This is a genomic window from Fulvimonas soli (genome assembly GCF_003148905.1).
GTDB classification, from domain to species: Bacteria; Pseudomonadota; Gammaproteobacteria; order Xanthomonadales; family Rhodanobacteraceae; genus Fulvimonas; species Fulvimonas soli.
The window spans coordinates 149,623-164,543 of sequence record NZ_QGHC01000008.1 but is presented as its reverse complement, the minus strand read 5'-3'; the positions used below and the strand labels follow the sequence as shown (position 1 = coordinate 164,543).

Annotated in this window: 15 protein-coding genes and 1 pseudogene; 6 read left to right on the top strand and 10 right to left on the bottom strand. The window is 74.4% G+C overall.

Annotation, left to right across the window (positions count from 1 at the left end):
* The first annotated feature begins 1 nt into the window (after window position 1).
* The 4 genes from C7456_RS11990 (at window position 2) to C7456_RS11975 (ending at window position 4,829) form a co-directional block, all read left to right on the top strand.
* On the top strand, window positions 2–661 hold the full coding sequence (locus tag C7456_RS11990) for a thiopurine S-methyltransferase (RefSeq protein ID WP_109723988.1): 660 nt from the start codon (window positions 2–4) through the stop codon (window positions 659–661).
* A gap of 199 nt (window positions 662–860) precedes the next feature.
* Window positions 861–2,456 (top strand): glycoside hydrolase family 30 protein, encoded by a 1,596-nt coding sequence (locus tag C7456_RS11985; protein ID WP_109723987.1) that lies wholly within the window; start codon window positions 861–863, stop codon window positions 2,454–2,456.
* Between the two features lie 210 nt (window positions 2,457–2,666).
* Window positions 2,667–4,424 (top strand): chloride channel protein, encoded by a 1,758-nt coding sequence (locus C7456_RS11980; protein ID WP_109724079.1) that lies wholly within the window; start codon window positions 2,667–2,669, stop codon window positions 4,422–4,424.
* Between the two features lie 126 nt (window positions 4,425–4,550).
* Complete coding sequence (locus C7456_RS11975; protein WP_109724078.1) at window positions 4,551–4,829, top strand: hypothetical protein; 279 nt, start codon at window positions 4,551–4,553, stop codon at window positions 4,827–4,829.
* 211 nt (window positions 4,830–5,040) lie between these two features.
* Here C7456_RS11975 and C7456_RS11970 read toward each other — a convergent pair whose 3' ends face one another.
* Complete coding sequence (locus tag C7456_RS11970; protein ID WP_211306319.1) at window positions 5,041–5,898, bottom strand: endonuclease/exonuclease/phosphatase family protein; 858 nt, start codon at window positions 5,896–5,898, stop codon at window positions 5,041–5,043.
* Window positions 5,899–6,011: 113 nt separating this feature from the next.
* Complete coding sequence (locus C7456_RS11965) at window positions 6,012–6,563, bottom strand: HdeD family acid-resistance protein (RefSeq protein WP_109723986.1); 552 nt, start codon at window positions 6,561–6,563, stop codon at window positions 6,012–6,014.
* Window positions 6,564–6,796: 233 nt separating this feature from the next.
* Between C7456_RS11965 and C7456_RS11960 the strand changes: the two genes are divergently transcribed.
* Window positions 6,797–8,428 carry a carboxylesterase/lipase family protein gene (locus C7456_RS11960; RefSeq protein WP_245889854.1) on the top strand — a complete coding sequence of 544 codons (1,632 nt, stop codon included), beginning with the start codon at window positions 6,797–6,799 and terminating at the stop codon, window positions 8,426–8,428.
* Window positions 8,429–8,596: 168 nt separating this feature from the next.
* On the opposite strand, the gene C7456_RS17355 is transcribed toward C7456_RS11960, so the two are convergent.
* From C7456_RS17355 to C7456_RS11945, 4 genes and pseudogenes are all read right to left on the bottom strand, one after another.
* Window positions 8,597–8,920 (bottom strand): hypothetical protein, encoded by a 324-nt coding sequence (locus C7456_RS17355; RefSeq protein ID WP_211306321.1) that lies wholly within the window; start codon window positions 8,918–8,920, stop codon window positions 8,597–8,599.
* A gap of 28 nt (window positions 8,921–8,948) precedes the next feature.
* Window positions 8,949–9,404 (bottom strand): annotated as a pseudogene (locus tag C7456_RS17750) (class I SAM-dependent methyltransferase); the annotation flags it as partial.
* A gap of 61 nt (window positions 9,405–9,465) precedes the next feature.
* Window positions 9,466–9,816, bottom strand: a complete 351-nt coding sequence (locus C7456_RS11950) for a VOC family protein (protein WP_109723985.1) — start codon at window positions 9,814–9,816, stop codon at window positions 9,466–9,468.
* A 1-nt stretch (window position 9,817) separates the two neighbouring features.
* Window positions 9,818–9,994, bottom strand: coding sequence for a CopG family transcriptional regulator (locus C7456_RS11945; RefSeq protein WP_109724075.1), 177 nt, complete (start codon window positions 9,992–9,994; stop codon window positions 9,818–9,820).
* On the opposite strand from C7456_RS11945, the gene C7456_RS11940 reads away from it, so the two are divergent.
* The gene (locus C7456_RS11940) at window positions 9,993–10,511 is read left to right on the top strand and encodes a YhjD/YihY/BrkB family envelope integrity protein (RefSeq protein WP_109723984.1); all 519 of its coding nucleotides are present in this window, start codon (window positions 9,993–9,995) and stop codon (window positions 10,509–10,511) included. The two genes, C7456_RS11945 and C7456_RS11940, sit on opposite strands and share 2 nt — an antisense overlap.
* 157 nt (window positions 10,512–10,668) lie before the next feature.
* Here C7456_RS11940 and C7456_RS11935 read toward each other — a convergent pair whose 3' ends face one another.
* The 4 genes from C7456_RS11935 to C7456_RS11920 all read right to left on the bottom strand — a co-directional run bounded on the left by C7456_RS11935 (window position 10,669) and on the right by C7456_RS11920 (window position 14,920).
* Window positions 10,669–11,418 (bottom strand): DUF2968 domain-containing protein, encoded by a 750-nt coding sequence (locus tag C7456_RS11935; RefSeq protein ID WP_109723983.1) that lies wholly within the window; start codon window positions 11,416–11,418, stop codon window positions 10,669–10,671.
* A gap of 136 nt (window positions 11,419–11,554) precedes the next feature.
* The gene (locus C7456_RS11930; protein ID WP_109723982.1) at window positions 11,555–13,603 is read right to left on the bottom strand and encodes a TadG family pilus assembly protein; all 2,049 of its coding nucleotides are present in this window, start codon (window positions 13,601–13,603) and stop codon (window positions 11,555–11,557) included.
* Between the two features lie 4 nt (window positions 13,604–13,607).
* Entirely contained in the window at window positions 13,608–14,054 is a 447-nt protein-coding gene (locus tag C7456_RS11925; RefSeq protein WP_109723981.1) for a DUF3613 domain-containing protein, read from the bottom strand.
* The gene (locus C7456_RS11920) at window positions 14,051–14,920 is read right to left on the bottom strand and encodes a tetratricopeptide repeat protein (RefSeq protein ID WP_109723980.1); all 870 of its coding nucleotides are present in this window, start codon (window positions 14,918–14,920) and stop codon (window positions 14,051–14,053) included. The genes C7456_RS11925 and C7456_RS11920 overlap by 4 nt, the downstream gene beginning before the upstream one ends.
* Between the last annotated feature and the right edge of the window lies 1 nt (window position 14,921).

Here is a 14,921-nt window from a genome sequence, read left to right as displayed (position 1 = left end):
CTTGGACCCCGAGTTCTGGCACCGGCGCTGGCGCGAAGGGCGCATCGGCTTCCACCAGGACGGCGTGACGCCGCTGCTGCGCGAGTTCTGGCCGGCGCTGGGATTGCCGCGCGGCAGCCGGGTGTTCGTGCCGCTGGCGGGCAAGTCGCTGGACCTGGCCTGGCTGGCCGCGCAGGGGCACCGCGTGCTGGGCGTGGAGCTGTCGCCGCTGGCGGTGCGGCAGTTCTTCGCCGAGCACGGGCTGGCGCCGGAGGAGCGCGTGTCGCGCCACGGCCGCCACTTCCGCGCCGGCGACATCGAGCTGGTCTGCGGCGACGTGTTCGACCTCGACGCGGAGGCGCTGGCCGATTGCGCCGCGGTGTACGACCGCGCCGCGCTGATCGCGCTGCCGCCGCCGCTGCGCCGGCGCTATGCGCGCGAGCCGTATGCGCGGCTCCCCGCCGGCTGCCGCGGCCTGCTGGTCGCGCTGGAATACCCGCAGCACGAGAAGGCGGGCCCGCCGTTTTCCGTACCGGAGGACGAGGTGCGCGCGCTGTTCGGCCGCGACTGGGACGTGGCGACGCTGGCGCGCCGCGAGATCCTGGCGCAGCAGCCGGGGTTCGCCGCCGAGGGCGTGAGCGCATTGGCCACGGCGGCCTACCGGCTGGCGCGGAAGGCCTGATCCCGCCCGTTCCGGGGGCCGCCCGCCTGATGCCGTTCACGGATCGGCGGCGGACCTTGCCGCGCCCGGCCCGTGCGGGTCGACGCCGGCTCCGTTTCGCTGCACTCTTCACGGGCCTGCCATGCCAAAGCCAGGGGGTCCATGGACGTGAGGTGGTCGCAAGTGAGCTGCAACGTGCGTGCAGGGTCGCGCGCGCACCATGGATGAGCGCAAGGGCGTGTCCGGATGGGTGGCGCTGGCCTCCATCGCCCTGATCACCTTCCTGGCCCTGGCCTCCCTGGACGTGGCGCGGCGCGGGCAGTCCGCCGAGGCGGCATCCAGGGCTTCCCCGGCGCCGCGGCCGGCGTTGCCCGCCGTCCAGCTGTGGCTGAGCACGGCGGATCGCCGGCTGCGCCTGGCGCGGCAGCCCGACGTCCCGATGGCCGAGCGCGAGCCGCTGCCGGACGACGTGGTCGTCGACGTCCACCAGACCTACCAGTCCATCGTCGGCTTCGGCGCCGCGCTGACCGACTCGTCGGCGTGGCTGCTCCGCAACCGGCTGGACGACCGGCAGCGCGGCGCCTTGCTGCAGGAGCTGTTCGGCCCGCCGCCCGGCCTCCACCTCAACATGCTGCGCCTGACCATCGGGGCGTCGGACTTCTCGCTGCAGCCGTACACGCTGGACGACCTGCCCGCCGGGCAGACCGATCCGGCGCTGGCGCATTTCAACATCGCGCCGAACACGCGCGACGTCATCCCGGCGGTGCGCGAGGCGCTGTCGGTCAACCCGCAGCTGCGCATCGTCGCGTCGTCGTGGAGCCCGCCGGCGTGGATGAAGACCAGCGCCAACCTGATCGGCGGCGAACTGCTGGAGGAGTACGAGAGCGCGTATGCGGACTACCTCGTCAAGTACGTCGACGCCTACCGCGGGTACGGCATCCCGATCTTCGCGCTGACGCTGCAGAACGAGCCGAACTTCGTGCCGGTGACCTACCCGGGCACGGAAATGTCCGCCGTCACGCGGGCGCGCCTGATCGGGCAGTATCTCGGCCCGGCGCTGGCGCGCCGCTCGCCCCGGACGCTCATCCTCGAGTGGGACCACAACTGGGACGAGCCGAACCAGCCCCTGGACGTGCTGGCCGACCCCGACGCCGCGCGCTACGTCGACGGCGTGGCCTGGCACTGCTACCGCGGCACGCCGTCCGTGCAGAGCGACGTCCATCGCGTCCATCCCCGGAAGGACGTCTACATCACCGAGTGCTCGGGCGGCGACTGGGAGTCCGCCCGGCACGGCGAGCTGATGTGGTTCGCGCGCGACCTGCTGCTCGCCGGCATCCGGCACTGGGCGCGCGGCGTGGTGTACTGGAACCTGGCGCTCGACGAGCAGCACGGCCCGCACTTCGGCGGCTGCGACCTGTGCAAGGGCCTGGTCACCATCGACTCGCGCACCGGCGAGGTGAGCCGCAACGACGAGTACTACGCCTTCGCCCACTTCAGCCGCTTCGTCCCGCCCGGCGCCGTGCGGGTGGGCTCCAGCGAGACCGACAAGGAGCTCAACAACGTGGCCTTCCTCGATCCCGCCGACGGGTCGGTGATCCTGGTGGCGGTGAACGGCCACGCGGAGGCGCGCCGCATCTCGGTCAGGCTGGACCGGGCGGGCTTCGAGTACCTGCTGCCGGCGCAGAGCGTGGCGACCTTCGTGTGGAACCCGGACCCGCTGGGCGCGTGGCTGCGGCGGGCGCTGCGCTGGTGGCAGGGCCTGCGGGCGCCGCCGGGCGGGGCGCAGGGAACCGCGCCGGACGCGCCGCAGCCCTAGGCAGGCGGCGCGGATGGGCCGCCGCCAGCGCGCGGGCGGCGCGGCAGGCGTTCATTTTCCAGCCAGCTATCGCCCGCGCATCCACGTAACCTTGCCCGGCTTTCCGGCCGACCGCCTTTTCCGAGGTTTCCCGCCATGACGAACGAACCGCACTCGCGTGCGGCGCTCCCGCTTGCGCCCTCGCTGGACCCCGCGCTCGCCGCCGCGCACATGCCGCGGCAGTTCCGCCCGCTGTCCTGGCGCGTGGTGTGGATCGCCGCGCTGGCGCTGGCGCTGGGCGCGCTGGTGGCGCTGGTGGCGCGCCTGCTCACCGCGCTGATCGGGCTGGTGACCAACCTGGCGTTCCACGGGCGCTGGAGCACGGCCTTCGGCAGCCCGGAGGGCCACCACCTGGGCGCCTGGGTGATCGTGGTGCCGGCGCTCGGCGGCCTGGTGGTGGGCGCGATGGCGCGCTGGGGCTCGCGCGCGATCCGCGGCCACGGCATCCCGGAGGCGATGGAGCAGGTGCTGCTCAACGAGAGCCGCATCCCGCCGCGCATGACCTGGCTGAAGCCGGTGTCGTCGGCGATCGCCATCGGCACCGGCGGGCCGTTCGGCGCGGAGGGCCCGATCATCGCCACCGGCGGCGCACTGGGCTCGCTGCTGGGGCAGTCCCTGCACGTGACCGCGGACGAGCGCAAGGTCCTGCTCGCGGCCGGCGCCGCGGCCGGCATGGCGGCGGTGTTCTCCGCGCCGGTCTCCTCGGTGCTGCTGGCGCTGGAGCTGCTGCTGTTCGAGCGCCGCGCGCGCTCGCTGATCCCGGTGGCGCTGGCGGCGGCGCTGGGCACCGGCGTGCGCTACGTGCTGGAAGGCAACGAGCCGATGTTCCCGATGCCCGCGGTCGCCACGCCGACGCTGCTCGCCCTGGCCGTCTATACGGCCATGGGGCTGCTGACCGGCGCGGTCAGCGTGGGCGTCACCCGGCTCACCTACGCGATCGAGGACGCCTTCGAGAAGCTGCCGGTCCACTGGATGTGGTGGCCGGCGCTGGGCGGCCTGGCGGTGGGCGCGGTCGGCTACGCGATGCCGGCCACGCTCGGCGTCGGCTACGGCAACATCGCCGCGGTGCTCGGCGGGCAGCTGGCGCTGGGCTCGATGGCCGCGCTGTGCCTGCTCAAGCTGCTGTCGTGGTCGGTGGCGCTGGGCAGCGGCACCTCGGGCGGCACGCTGGCGCCGCTGTTCACCGTCGGCGGCGCGCTGGGCGGGGTGCTCGGCGCGGCGTGCGCGGGCTGGGCGCCGTGGCTGCAGGTGGACCCGCACGTGGCGGCGCTGGCCTGCATGGCGGCGATGTTCGCCGGCGCCTCGCGCGCCTTCCTCACCTCGGTGGTGTTCGCCTTCGAGACCACCCAGCAGCCGCACGGCCTGCTGCCGCTGCTGGCCGCCTGCGCGGCGGCCTACCTGGTGTCGGGCCTGATGATGCGCCACACCATCATGACCGAGAAGATCGCGCGCCGCGGCGTGCGGGTGCCGGCCGAGTACGCGGCCGACCACCTGGAGCGCATCAGCGTGGGCGAGGCGTGCAGCCGCACGGTGGTCAGCCTGCGCGCGGCGCAGCGCCTGGGCGAGGTGCGGGCCTGGCTGGCGCAGGAGAACCCCGCCAACCGCCACCAGGGCTTCCCGGTGCTGGACGAGGCCGGGCGGCTGCTCGGCGTGGTGACCCGCCGCGACCTGCTGGCCGCCGGCGCGGACGAGGCGGCCGGCGTGGGCGCGCTGCTGCGCCGCCCGCCGCTGGTGGTGCGCGAGGACCACAGCCTGCGCGAGGCGGCCGACCACATGGTCGAGGCGGACGTCGGCCGGCTGGTGGTGGTCGGCGGCGACGGCCGGATGGTCGGCATCCTCACCCGCGGCGACCTGCTGGCCGCGCACGCGCGCCGCCTGCGCGAGGCGCGCGAGGCCAGCCGGCACCTGGGCCGCAGGGGCGCTGCCTAGCGTCGCGCCTCGCCGGATGGCCGCGGGAGGCGCGATGCGTCGGCCGACCGCCGGCCGCGCGCGGCGTTCCGGGCGCGGCGCATCCGCCCTATGATCGGCGGCTGGCGCATCCTTCCGAGGCTCCGCATGGACCCGCAACCTCGCATCCACTGCCCCCTGTGCCGCTGGGAACCCGGCGCCGACGCGCGCTGGGTCTGCACGCCGTCGGAGCCGGGCGCCGGCTGCGGCACCTGCTGGAACACGTTCTGGACCGCGGGCTGCTGCCCCGGCTGCGGCCACTTCTGGGCCAGGACGCAGTGCCATGCGTGCAAGCGGTCGTCGCCCCACGAGGCCTGGTACCACTACCCGGCGGGCGACGGCGCGGCCCCGCGGAAGGAGAAGAGCCTGGAGAAGGCGGCCGGCTGAGGCGGCCTTTCCCGCGCCGGCCCGACCGGGCCGGGCGAAGTATCCGTTGCCGCGTCACGACCTGCTGCGGCAGGCCGACCGCGCCATGTACGAGGCCAAGAAACAGGGCGGCCGCCGCCTGGCGTCGCCTCGCGCGCGAGGGGTGAGGCGCCCGCGCCGCGAAGCTGCGGGAGCGGGCCGGCGCATGCCCGGGCGCGCCTCCCGCCGGCGGCTACGGCCGGGCCGCCGCCGCCCAGCGCAGCTCGGCCAGCACCGGGAAGTGGTCGGACGGGTAGTGGCCGTCCTGCTGCGTGGTGACGGTGGCGTAGCGCTCGGCGCGGAAGCCGCGCACGAAGATGAAGTCGATGCGCTGGTCCGGCGTGCCGGTGAAGTTGTGGAAGGTCTTCTCCGGCCCCTCGACGCGCGGCGCGATCGCGCGGGCGTCCTTGAGCCGCTGCGCGAACAGCGCGTAGGTGCGGCTGTCGGGGCCGGTGTTGAGGTCGCCGGTGAGCACGAACGGCGCGTCGGCCGGCAGCTTCGCCAGGTGCGCGAGGATTTCCTGCGCGGACTTGGTGCGCGCGTCCTCGTCCTGCTCGCGGTAGGGAAAGTGCGTGTCGTAGTAGTAGAAGCGACGGCCGTTCGCCTTGTCCTCGAACAGCGCCCAGGTGACCATGCGCGGGAACACGTTGCCCCAGGTGATGCTGGCGGGCTTGTCCGGCGTGTCGGACAGCCAGAAGTTGCCCGAGTCGAGCACGCGCAGGCGGTCCTTGCGGTAGAACACGCCCATGTGCTCGTCCTTGTGCCCGCCGAAGCGGTCGATGCCGAACCAGGCGTACTGCGGCAGCTTGGCGACGATGTAGTCGCCCTGCTCCTGGTGCAGCTCCTGCGTGCCCATCACGTCCGGACGCTGCTCGCGCACGGTGCGCACCAGCAGGTCGCGCCGCGCCTCCCAGCGGTTGGGGCCGTCGGCGGCCACCGGCACGCGCACGTTGAAGCTCATCACGCGCAGCGTCTGCGCGCGCAGCGGCAGGCCGGCGGCGGCGAGCAGGAGGGCGGAGACGGCAATCAGCCAGGGACGGACGGACGGCATGCGTGGGCTCCGGGATCGCGGCGGGAGCCCCGAACCTAGCACGTGGCGCCGGACGAGGACATGACGCGCCGCGCAGGCGGGCGGCGACCCGCCCGCCCGCGCGGGCATGGCGGTCAGACGCTGCCGGCCAGCCGGTGCAGGCGGATGCCCGCCGCGATCTGCAGCACGCCGTAGAACAGCGCCGCCACGCCGATCCACAGCGCGGTGACCAGCAGCCCGGCCACCGGGCTGAGCACGAACAGCACGCCGAGCACGATCGCCAGCACGCCGCTGAGCGCGATCAGCCACTCGCCCTCGATCTCCTTGCGCACGCGGATGGCGAACACGATGCGGTAGACGCCGCCGACCACCAGCCACGCGGCCAGCAGCATCAGCAGCGCGCCGGCCACGGCGACCGGGTTGCTCACCGCCAGCACGCCGAACGCCAGCGAGACCAGCGCATACAGCACCAGCCAGCCCTTGGAGACGGTGACGCGGCGGTCGAACAGGGCGAACACGGTGATCAGCGTCTCGGCCAGCGCCATCACGCCGCAGGCCCAGGCCAGCGCGAAGGCGGCGGCGAGGGGACGGGCGATGGCGAACAGGCCGAACAGCACGGCGATCACGCCGTAGAGGACGAACACCCACCAATTGCGGCCGAGATGATGCAGCAGACCTGCGTTCATGGCTTGCTCCCTGGTTGACGGTGGTGCGTGCGCCATGCCGGGACGACGCGCGGCATGGCCCCGGCGCCGCATGCTACGCCGTTGCGCCATGAAGCGGGTGTGGAACGGGATCGCAGGGCGGGCGACGGCGCGCCGCCCGGCCATGCGCCTTTCGGCGCCGCCCCCGCCGCGCCATGGCCGTCGCGGCGGCGATGGTCTAGTCTGCCCGCGGAGCCCTTGCCGGAGCGAACCCCATGGCCCTGCTGCCGCGACTGCAAGCGACGATGCGCCGTTCCTTCCCCCTGGCCGTGGCGGCATGGCTGGCGGCCGGTCCCGGCACGGCCGTGGCCGCCACCGCGGCGGCGCCGCGCGTGGACGTGCAGGGCGGCACGCTGGAAGGCGTGGCCGCGCAGGTCGATGGCGTGGCCCTGCGCGAGTTCCAGGGCATTCCCTACGCCGCGCCGCCGCTGGGCGCGCTGCGCTGGAAGCCGCCGCAGCCCGCGCCGGCGTGGGCCGGCGTGCGCCAGGCCACGCGCTTCGGCCCGCGCTGCATGCAGCTGCCGCTGTTCAGCGACATGGTGTTCCGCAGCGACGGCATGAGCGAGGACTGCCTCTACCTCAACGTGTGGACGCCGGCGCGCGCGGCGGACGCGAAGCTGCCGGTGCTGGTGTACTTCTACGGCGGCGGCTTCGTCGGCGGCGACGGCTCGGAGCCGCGCTACGACGGCGCGCACCTGGCCGCGCGCGGCATCGTCGCGGTGACGGTGAACTACCGCCTGGGCGCGTTCGGCTTCCTCGCCCTGCCGGAGCTGGCGGCCGAATCGCCGCGCCGCGCGGCCGGCAACTACGGCCTGCTCGACCAGGCGGCGGCGCTGCGCTGGGTGCAGGCCAACATCGCGCGCTTCGGCGGCGACCCGGCGCGCATCACCATCGGCGGCGAGTCGGCCGGCTCGATCTCGGTGAGCGCGCTGATGGCCTCGCCGCAGACGCGCGGGCTGATCGCCGGCGCCATCGGCGAGAGCGGCGCGCTGATCGCGCCGATCGCCCCGCTGCCGCTCGCCGAGGCCGAGCGCCGCGGCGCCGCCTTCGCCAGGCGCGTCGGCGCCGCCACGCTGGCCGGGCTGCGCGCGCTGCCCGCCGAGACGCTGCTGCGCGCCAGCGACGCCGAGGGCCATCCGGCGTGGCAGCCGGACGTCGACGGCGACTTCCTGGTCGAGCCGCCGGAGCGGACCTTCGCGCGCGGCGCGCAGGCGCGCGTGCCGTTGCTGCTGGGCGCCAACTCGCAGGAGGGCTACTACACCGCGCTGCTGAAGGACCAGCCGCCGACGCCCGCGCGCTACCGCGAGGTGCTGCAGCGCCTGTTCGGCGCGCAGGCGGCACAGGCGTTGGCGCTGTATCCCGGCGGCAGCGAGGAGGAGGTGAAGCGCTCGGCCACGGCGCTGGCCGGCGACCTGTTCATCGCGCACAGCACCTGGCGCTGGATGGACCTGCACCGCCGCAGCGGCGCGCCGGTGTACTTCTACTGGTACGCGCAGCCGCGCCCGGCCAAGCGCCATCCGGAGCCGGGCGAGAGGCCCGACGCGGGCGCGGTGCACAGCGGCGAGATCGAGTACGCGCTGGACAACCTCGACGGCAACGCGGTGTATGCGTGGACGCCGCAGGACCGCGCGGTGTCGCGCCTCTTCGCCGGCTACGTGGCGCAGTTCGTCAGGCGCGGCGACCCCAACGGGCCGGAGCTGCCGGCCTGGCCGGCCGTGCGCGAGCAGGACGGCGGACTGCTGCGCCAGACCATCGCCGTGGACACGCGCACCGAGGTCGACCGCGGCAGCGCGCGGCAGGCGTTCCTGCAGGCGTTCTTCGCCGCGCATCCGCGGCGGCTGCCGTAGCGGTCGCGGCAAGGCTGGGTTCAGCGTCCCGGGGCGCGCGCCGCGCGCCCGGCCAGGGCAGCGGAAACCGCAGCGCCGGCATCGGGACCCGGGATTTCATGGCGCGGGGTCTCGCGGATGGCGAGGTTGCGGGCGGGTGCCACGACGGCGCTGCGGTCAGCGGCACGCCTAGCCCCGTCCGGAGCCGACGCGCGCGACAAGCAGCTCCTCGGCGTTGCGCGGCGGCCGCAGTCCGTCGGTCCGGTTGGCGAAGTAGCGCGCCGCAAGTTCGTCCGCGGACACGTGCCATGCGTCGGCAAGGCCGGCCGCGCGCGCCTCGGCCAGGATCTCCGTTGGCGTGCAATAGCTGAGGAACGGCGTGCCGCTGGCGCGCGCGCCCTTTTCCGCCAGTTCCAGTCCCGGACGCACGGCGGCTTCCGCCATCGACAGCGGCAGCAGGAAGCTCATCGCCAGCCACGAGTCCGGCGCCAATGTGGCCACGTCGCGCAGCATGCGCGCGTTCGCCGCGCATGCTCACGCCTGTGGACGCCACGGCCGCCGGCTTGCGCGCGTCGAAGCCGGCGGCATCGAGCGCGACACGCCAGGTGTCGCCCGCCTCGGGATCGACCGGCACGAAGCGCAGCTGCGGTGGCACGCCGTGGCCGGGTTCGAGCAGGCGCCGCCGCTTCCACGCCTGCATGCGCGGCTGGTCGACCTCGAACACGGCCAGCCGCGATGCAAGGTCCGGCCGGCGCTGCACGCAGCTGTCGAGCCCGGCGCCGAGCAGCACGTACTGGTCCACGCCCGCGGCGACGGCCTCGGCGACGAGGTCTTCGATGTAGCGCGCGCCACGATCGAGGCGCGGAACGGCCGCGTGGAATCCGGGTCCATGTCGCCACGCGCGCGCCAGTCGTCGGCCGGCGCCAGCAGTGCAAGGCCCACGCTGTCGTCCAGCACGTGCGGCGGGGGATCGACCGCCACGTGCAGCGCGCGCCACAGCGCGGTGCGCGCCGCGGTGGTGTCCGGCCCGGTGCCGGGCGACGCGGCCATCGTCGCGCTCACGCCTTCGGTTTGCCTGGTGCCTGCAAGCGCCAGAGGCGCCCGTCCGGATCGCGCACGGTCGTCTCGCGCGTGCCCCAGTGCGCGTCCTCGAACGGCGAAGCCACCTCGATGCCGGGTCGCGGCACGAACGATGCCTCGTCGGGGAACGCGAGTACCACCTGCATGTCCGGCCGCTCGGTCGGCGGCACCTCGGCGATGAGCGGCGGCGTGCCATCTCCGCTGCGCAGCTGGCCGGAATGATGATCGGTTTCGAACTCGAGCGTGAAACCCAGTGCCTGGAAGAACTTCGCCGACTTGCCCCAGTTGTGGGTGGTCAGGAAGATCGCCGGAATGCCTTCGGTCCTCATGTCACTTCTCCCTGCGGGCCGGTCGCCGGCCGGAGGATGGCTTGCCCAGGTAGGCGCGCAGCGCCTCGGCCACCAGCGCCGACAGCGACAGCTCCGCCTCGATCGCGCGGTGCTTGATCTCGCGGATCGGCCCGATCGGCAGGTACACGTTGAACTGCTTGAGGTCGGCGTCGGCCATGCCGGGCATCTTGCTAATTTGCTGGCAAACCAGCAATGGGCGCTCCATCCGTCGAGAGCGACGGATGCTGCTGTCGCTGGCGTTCCTGCTGGTGGCCTCCTTCGCCGCCAGCGAAGTGATCGCGGTGTTCGTGCGCGGCGGCACGCTGGCCTGGCAGGCGGTGGCGTCGCTGCTGCTCTTCGGCGTGGTGTTCGCGGCGATCTTCAAGGTGCTGCCCGATGCGGTGATCGCCCGGCGCGACGCGCTGGCGGGCGCGGGCCTGACCGCGCTGCTGTTCGCCGTGGGCAAGTTCGCGGTGGGCGTGTACCTGGCGCGCAGCAGCGTCGGCGGCGCCTACGGACCGGCGTGCAGCGCGGTGGTGCTGCTGCTGGCCTACTACACCGCGCCGATCCTGCTGCTGGGCGTGGAGCTGACCCGGGCGGTGGCGAGGGCGCGCGGCGCGCCGATCCGGCCGGGCCCGCACGCGGCGGCCGCCGGCGCGGAGGCGGGCGAGAGCGAGGCGGGCCGTGGCGGCTGAGCGTGCCGGTCAGACGCCGGGCCTTTCGCCTCGCCGCTGCCGTTGCGCGCGATGCGCCGCCTCCGCGCAAGGGATCGTCCGGGGCACCGGAAGGCTTCTCCCGCTTGCGCGGCAGCGGCGTGTCGCGGCGCGCGGCCGGGGCGGGCGCCCCGGCGCTTCAGGGCGACGGCGCGGGCGGGGCCGAGGATGCCGGCGCGGGCGCGGCCGGCGCGCCCGGCGGCGGCAGCGTCAGCGAGGGATCGGCCTGCTGCGACTCCAGCTCGCGGATGCGCTGCTTGAGCGCCTCGAGCTGGCTGCTGGTGTTGCGCAGGTCGGCGGTGAGCGCCACCGCCTGCTGCTGGGCCTGCTGCTGCTGCTCGGCCACCTGGCGGGCCTGCCGGCGCTGGTATTCCGCGTCCTGCTGCAGGTTCTGCAGGCGCTGCTGGTTCAGCGCGAGCATCTGCTCGGTGTAGCGCTTGCCGGCGGCCAGCCGCATCGCGTCGATGTCCACCTGCGCCAGCTTCTGCGTCTGCTCGGCGAAGGTGCGGTAGACCGCCTCGGCCTCGTCGTAGGAGTCGGTCTGGATCGCGCGCCAGAACTCCTTGCCGTGGAACAGCGCCACGTAGTAGCTGAGCTTGTCGGCGTAGAACAGCAGGCTGGCGCCGTAGGTGGCGTTGTAGGTGGTGCGCAGCTCGGTCAGCTGGTGGCCGTCGATCAGCCGGCGCAGGTCGTCCACGGTGCTGGTGGCCGCGGCGGCGCCGGCCGGCGCGGCGGCGGACGTCGCGGGCGGCACGGTCGCGGCCCCGGCCACGCCCGGCGCGAACGTCGCGGGCGTGCCGGCGCACGCCGCCAGGGACGTGACCGCCAGGGCCGCCAGAATCGATACCGCGCAAAGCCGCGCACCCGCGCTGCGAGTCATTCGGTTCATCCCCCTGAAATCCTTTGCGTTGCCATCGTGGTGGAGCGCGCCGGCGGCCTTCGTGGCCGCGGCGGGAGCGAGCTGCCCGAAGTCTAAAGGCAGCGGGGCGGGGGTCAAGGGTCGGCGGCGTGGCGGCAGGGGCATCTCAATAGACCAGTTGGACGCGGTGGCATTGCAGGGATTGCAGGTGGACGTCGGTGCGGCCGGGTTCCTCGCCCAGCAGGGTGGCCAGCAGCGGTTGCAGGAACTGCTGTCCGACGTCGTTGAGCACCGGGCGCAGCAGGTCGAGCACCTGGGCCAGCGGCGCGAGCAGGGCGTTGGAGAGCGCCGTGCCGCTGCCGGCGGCCTGGATGTGGCCCAGCGTGTCGCGCAGGATCGCCTTGCAGCCGTCCGCGCTGCCGCCCGGCAGGCCGAGCAGGGTGGTGGTGCACTGGTCGCCGGTCACCGCGCCCAGCACGCCGCCGAGCAGGTCGCCGACCGAGCCGAGCAGGCCGCCGACCAGGTTCGCCAGCCCCGGCAGCAGGGCGGTGGTCTGCGGCGACACCGGCTTGGCCAGCTCCTGCTGGATGTACTGCATGCGTTGCTTGCGGCCGTTGGGCGTGTCCGGGTACGGGCCGGCGTTGTTCCACAGGTCGTCCGCCATCTGCGCGACGTTCGGGCTGCCCGCGTTGCCGCTGGTGGCGGTGCCCAGGATCAGGGACAGCAGGCCATTGGCCAGGTCGGCCACGGCGTCGCCCAGGTCGAGGTCCATGTGGATGCTGCCGGTCTCGCCGGGATGCAGCGTCAGGTCGCCCTGGCCGGTCAGGGCCTGGAGGTGCAGCTGGTTCGTGATCAGGGGGACGCCGAGCACCGTGACCAGGTTCTCGTTCCGCAGGCCCACGTCGCAGGACTGGCTGGTCGAGGCGATGGCCTTGTCGTCGAACTTGCCGACGCACAGGTTGAGCAGCGAGGCCTGCGTGGCGATGGTGGCCGTCCGGCCCTGCGCGCTGGCGTCGCACAGGCGGGTCAGCGTGCCCTTGCCGTTGGTGACGTCGAGCACGACCGGCAGGTTGACCGACGTGCCCAGCGCCTGCAGCAGCGGACCCAGCGCGGGAATGGCGGAGGTGCTGATGGCCAGGCGCACGCGCAACTGCGCGGTGTAGGCGGTGGCGCCCACGCCGCCGATGGCGATCGAGGGCGGCTCGATCAGCGTCGCCCAGGCGGAGACGCCGGGAACCGGCACCTGCAGGTCCGCCAGGTGGTGGCTGTTGGCGACCTGCAGCGCGACGTTGACCAGGTCGAGCGCGCTCACCTGCGCGTCGAGCGCCGATTTCACGTTGGCGGTGTCGATCAGGGCGAACAGCCCGCGGTGCGCGCCGTCGGCGGCGGTGCCCAGCTGCAGCAGCGCGCCGCCCTGCGCCTGGGCCTGCACCTTCAGCGTGTCCAGCGCGGCCAGGGTGGCCTGGGCGAGCTGCTGCTGCTCGCCCAGGCGGATCATGGCGTCGAGCAGGTCGTCGATGCTGACCTGCCGCGCGGCGAGAAGGCTGTTGAGCGTGCCGACGTCGGTGGCCGCGCTGACGTCGATGCCCAGCTCCTTGAGCAGCTCGGCCGGCGTGACGTGCAGGTTGGCCAGGCCGTTGTAGCCGACCAGCGCGGTGCCCCCGGCATCCAGGCCGAGCAGCTTGAGGATGCCGGGCACCATGCCGCTGTCCTGCAGTTCGAGCAACTGCGAGCCCACCGAGAAGGCGGCGACCGGATCGGTATGGGCGGCCACCGAGGTGGCGCTGACGCCGCTGAAGCTGGCGAAGCCGAAGAACGGCACCAGCGGCATCGACGCGCGGACGCGGACCGCGTTGGCCGGGTGCGCGGCGTCCGCGCCGGCGAAGTGCTGCTCCCCGCCGTTGGCGGGGTCCCAGTAGCCGCAGGCGATCGCCAGGCTGCCGCCGAAGTGGTTGTCGGCGGCGCTGCCGCGCGCGGCGGCGTTGTCGTCGTTGCCGGCCGGGCAGGTCTGCAACTGCTGCGCGCCGGCCAGCGCCGCCAGGTCGGCCACCTTCTGCGCCTCGCGCTTGGCCCAGAACAGGTAGCCGACCTCGACCAGCCCGAGCATGCCCAGCAGGCCGACCATCATGATCAGCATCGGCACCGCCATCGAGCCGCGCACGGCGCGGCGCGTGACCGCGCGGGCGACGTGACGGGAGCGGGCGGCGGCGGTCATGGCGTCAGCGTCCGCCGGCGTTGGCCTTGCCCACGGCGGTTTCGTAGAACTCGGGGATCGGGTGCTCGAAGCTCTGGAGGTAGCGGCGATAACTGGCGCTGGCCTCGTCGCCGAGCACCGGCAGGCGGCCGCCCGCGCGGGTGCCGTCCACCTGCAGGCGCAGCAGCTGGCGGGTGACGGCGCCGAGCGCGTCGCGGCTCTCCTCGTCCGCCGGCACGACCGGGGACAGCGCGTCCGGCGCATCGGCCGCCGGCGGCGAGGCGGGAACGGCCGACTCGACCGGAGCCGTCCGGTCGCCGGCGGCGGGCGCCGGTGCGGGCGCGGCGGACGGCGCCGGCGCGCCCTGCATCATGCGGCCGGTGATCGGCGCCTGCTGCGCGGTTGCGGCCAGGGGCGGCAACGACAGCACGGCGGCCGCGACGAGGGCGCGGCGCAACGGATGGCGGTTCATGGGGAGGCCTCCTTGGGAGCGGACGTGCCCAGGCGGTCCAGCAGCGGCGCGGGCACGCCGGTGACGGGCGCCGTCGTCGCATGGCCGGCCTGTTCGAGGCGGGCGAGCGGGCCGCGCGGCGGGTACGCCGCGCCGTCGTCGCCCGGCGCGGGCGCGGTGCGCGGCAGGCGCAGCTGCGCCGCGAGCTCGCGCACGGCGTCGCGCGTCGCCGCCGGCAGCCCGGCGCGCTGCATGATGGCGTCGGCCTGCGCCGGGGCGTCGGCCAGCAGCGCCCACAGCGCGAGGTTGGACACGGCCTTGGCGCTGGCCGGCTCCAGCTCGGCAGCCTTGGCCAGCGGCTCGCGCGCCTCCGCGATGCGGCCGGCGCACAGGCGCGCGTAGCCCAGGTCGCCCAGGTAGGCGGTGTTGATCGGTTCCAGCTGCGTCGCCCTGAGCAGGGCCGGCTCGGCCTCGGCGTAGCGGCGCTGCGCGGCGTCGATCAGGCCCAGGCCGTGCCAGGCCGCGGCGGCCTGGGAGGTGTCCAGCAGGCGGCGGTAGAGCTCGCGCGCGGCGTCGTACTGGCGCGTCTCGCGCAGCGCGTCGGCCTGCAGGCGACGCAGCTCGGGCGGGTCGCCGTAGCGCTGGCGGTAGGCGTCGATGTGCGCCAGCGAGGCGTAGTACGCGCCCTGCCGCTGCATCTGGCGGATCAGGTCCAGGTACATCGCCGCGTCGTCGCGGGCGGGCTGCGGCGGGTCGAGGCTGGGCGCGGCGTCGTGGCGCGGGTAGCCGCCGCGCGGGAGGCCGGCGCAGGCGGCGAGCAGGCCCGCGAGCAGCGCGGCCGGCAGGGCACGCGCGAGAAGATGGCGTGGGCGAAGGGGCGGGCGCACG

What these genes read in the sequence shown, in the direction of transcription:
- C7456_RS11985 (WP_109723987.1), top strand. Translation starts at nt 861, where the DNA reads ATGGATGAGCGCAAGGGCGTGTCCGGATGGGTGGCGCTGGCCTCCATC.
- C7456_RS11980 (WP_109724079.1), top strand. Translation starts at nt 2,667, where the DNA reads ATGCCGCGGCAGTTCCGCCCGCTGTCCTGGCGCGTGGTGTGGATCGCC.
- C7456_RS11975 (WP_109724078.1), top strand. Translation starts at nt 4,551, where the DNA reads ATGGACCCGCAACCTCGCATCCACTGCCCCCTGTGCCGCTGGGAACCC.
- C7456_RS11970 (WP_211306319.1), bottom strand. Translation starts at nt 5,898, where the DNA reads ATGCCGTCCGTCCGTCCCTGGCTGATTGCCGTCTCCGCCCTCCTGCTC.
- C7456_RS11965 (WP_109723986.1), bottom strand. Translation starts at nt 6,563, where the DNA reads ATGAACGCAGGTCTGCTGCATCATCTCGGCCGCAATTGGTGGGTGTTC.
- C7456_RS11960 (WP_245889854.1), top strand. Translation starts at nt 6,797, where the DNA reads ATGGCCCTGCTGCCGCGACTGCAAGCGACGATGCGCCGTTCCTTCCCC.
- C7456_RS17355 (WP_211306321.1), bottom strand. Translation starts at nt 8,920, where the DNA reads ATGCTGCGCGACGTGGCCACATTGGCGCCGGACTCGTGGCTGGCGATG.
- C7456_RS11950 (WP_109723985.1), bottom strand. Translation starts at nt 9,816, where the DNA reads ATGAGGACCGAAGGCATTCCGGCGATCTTCCTGACCACCCACAACTGG.
- C7456_RS11940 (WP_109723984.1), top strand. Translation starts at nt 9,993, where the DNA reads ATGCCGGGCATCTTGCTAATTTGCTGGCAAACCAGCAATGGGCGCTCC.
- C7456_RS11945 (WP_109724075.1), bottom strand. Translation starts at nt 9,994, where the DNA reads ATGGCCGACGCCGACCTCAAGCAGTTCAACGTGTACCTGCCGATCGGG.
- C7456_RS11935 (WP_109723983.1), bottom strand. Translation starts at nt 11,418, where the DNA reads ATGAACCGAATGACTCGCAGCGCGGGTGCGCGGCTTTGCGCGGTATCG.
- C7456_RS11930 (WP_109723982.1), bottom strand. Translation starts at nt 13,603, where the DNA reads ATGACCGCCGCCGCCCGCTCCCGTCACGTCGCCCGCGCGGTCACGCGC.
- C7456_RS11925 (WP_109723981.1), bottom strand. Translation starts at nt 14,054, where the DNA reads ATGAACCGCCATCCGTTGCGCCGCGCCCTCGTCGCGGCCGCCGTGCTG.